Source organism: Sphingobium fluminis (genome assembly GCF_037723805.1).
Lineage (GTDB): Bacteria > Pseudomonadota > Alphaproteobacteria > Sphingomonadales > Sphingomonadaceae > Sphingobium.
The window spans coordinates 1-337 of record NZ_JBBJUK010000018.1 but is presented as its reverse complement, the minus strand read 5'-3'; the positions used below and the strand labels follow the sequence as shown (position 1 = coordinate 337).

1 protein-coding gene is annotated in these 337 nt (G+C 59.3%); it reads left to right on the top strand.

What is annotated here, in order from left to right:
* Positions 1-337, top strand: a 337-nt coding sequence (locus WG907_RS18155; RefSeq protein WP_340235022.1) for a DUF3604 domain-containing protein, incomplete at both ends; no start/stop codon positions are given.

Here is a 337-nt window from a genome sequence, read left to right as displayed (position 1 = left end):
GCGAAAGGCGAAGCGCATGAGAAGATATATGATGTCGCGCTGTCTGGTGGCCGCAAGGTCAATCCGAGGACCGGAAAAGCGCCGCCTGTGGGCAATACGGTCGATATCGCCAATGCGACATACACAAACAGCATCGGCGCGCCGGAACTCGCCACTGTATGGACCGACCCGGCGTTCGACCCGAACCAGCGCGCCTTCTATTATGTGCGCGTGCTGGAAATCCCCAAGCCACGCTGGACCGCCTATGACGCCAAATTCTATGGCATCCATATGCCTGCCAACATCCCGATGACGGTGCAGGATCGCGCCTTCAGCTCGCCGATCTGGTACGATCCCG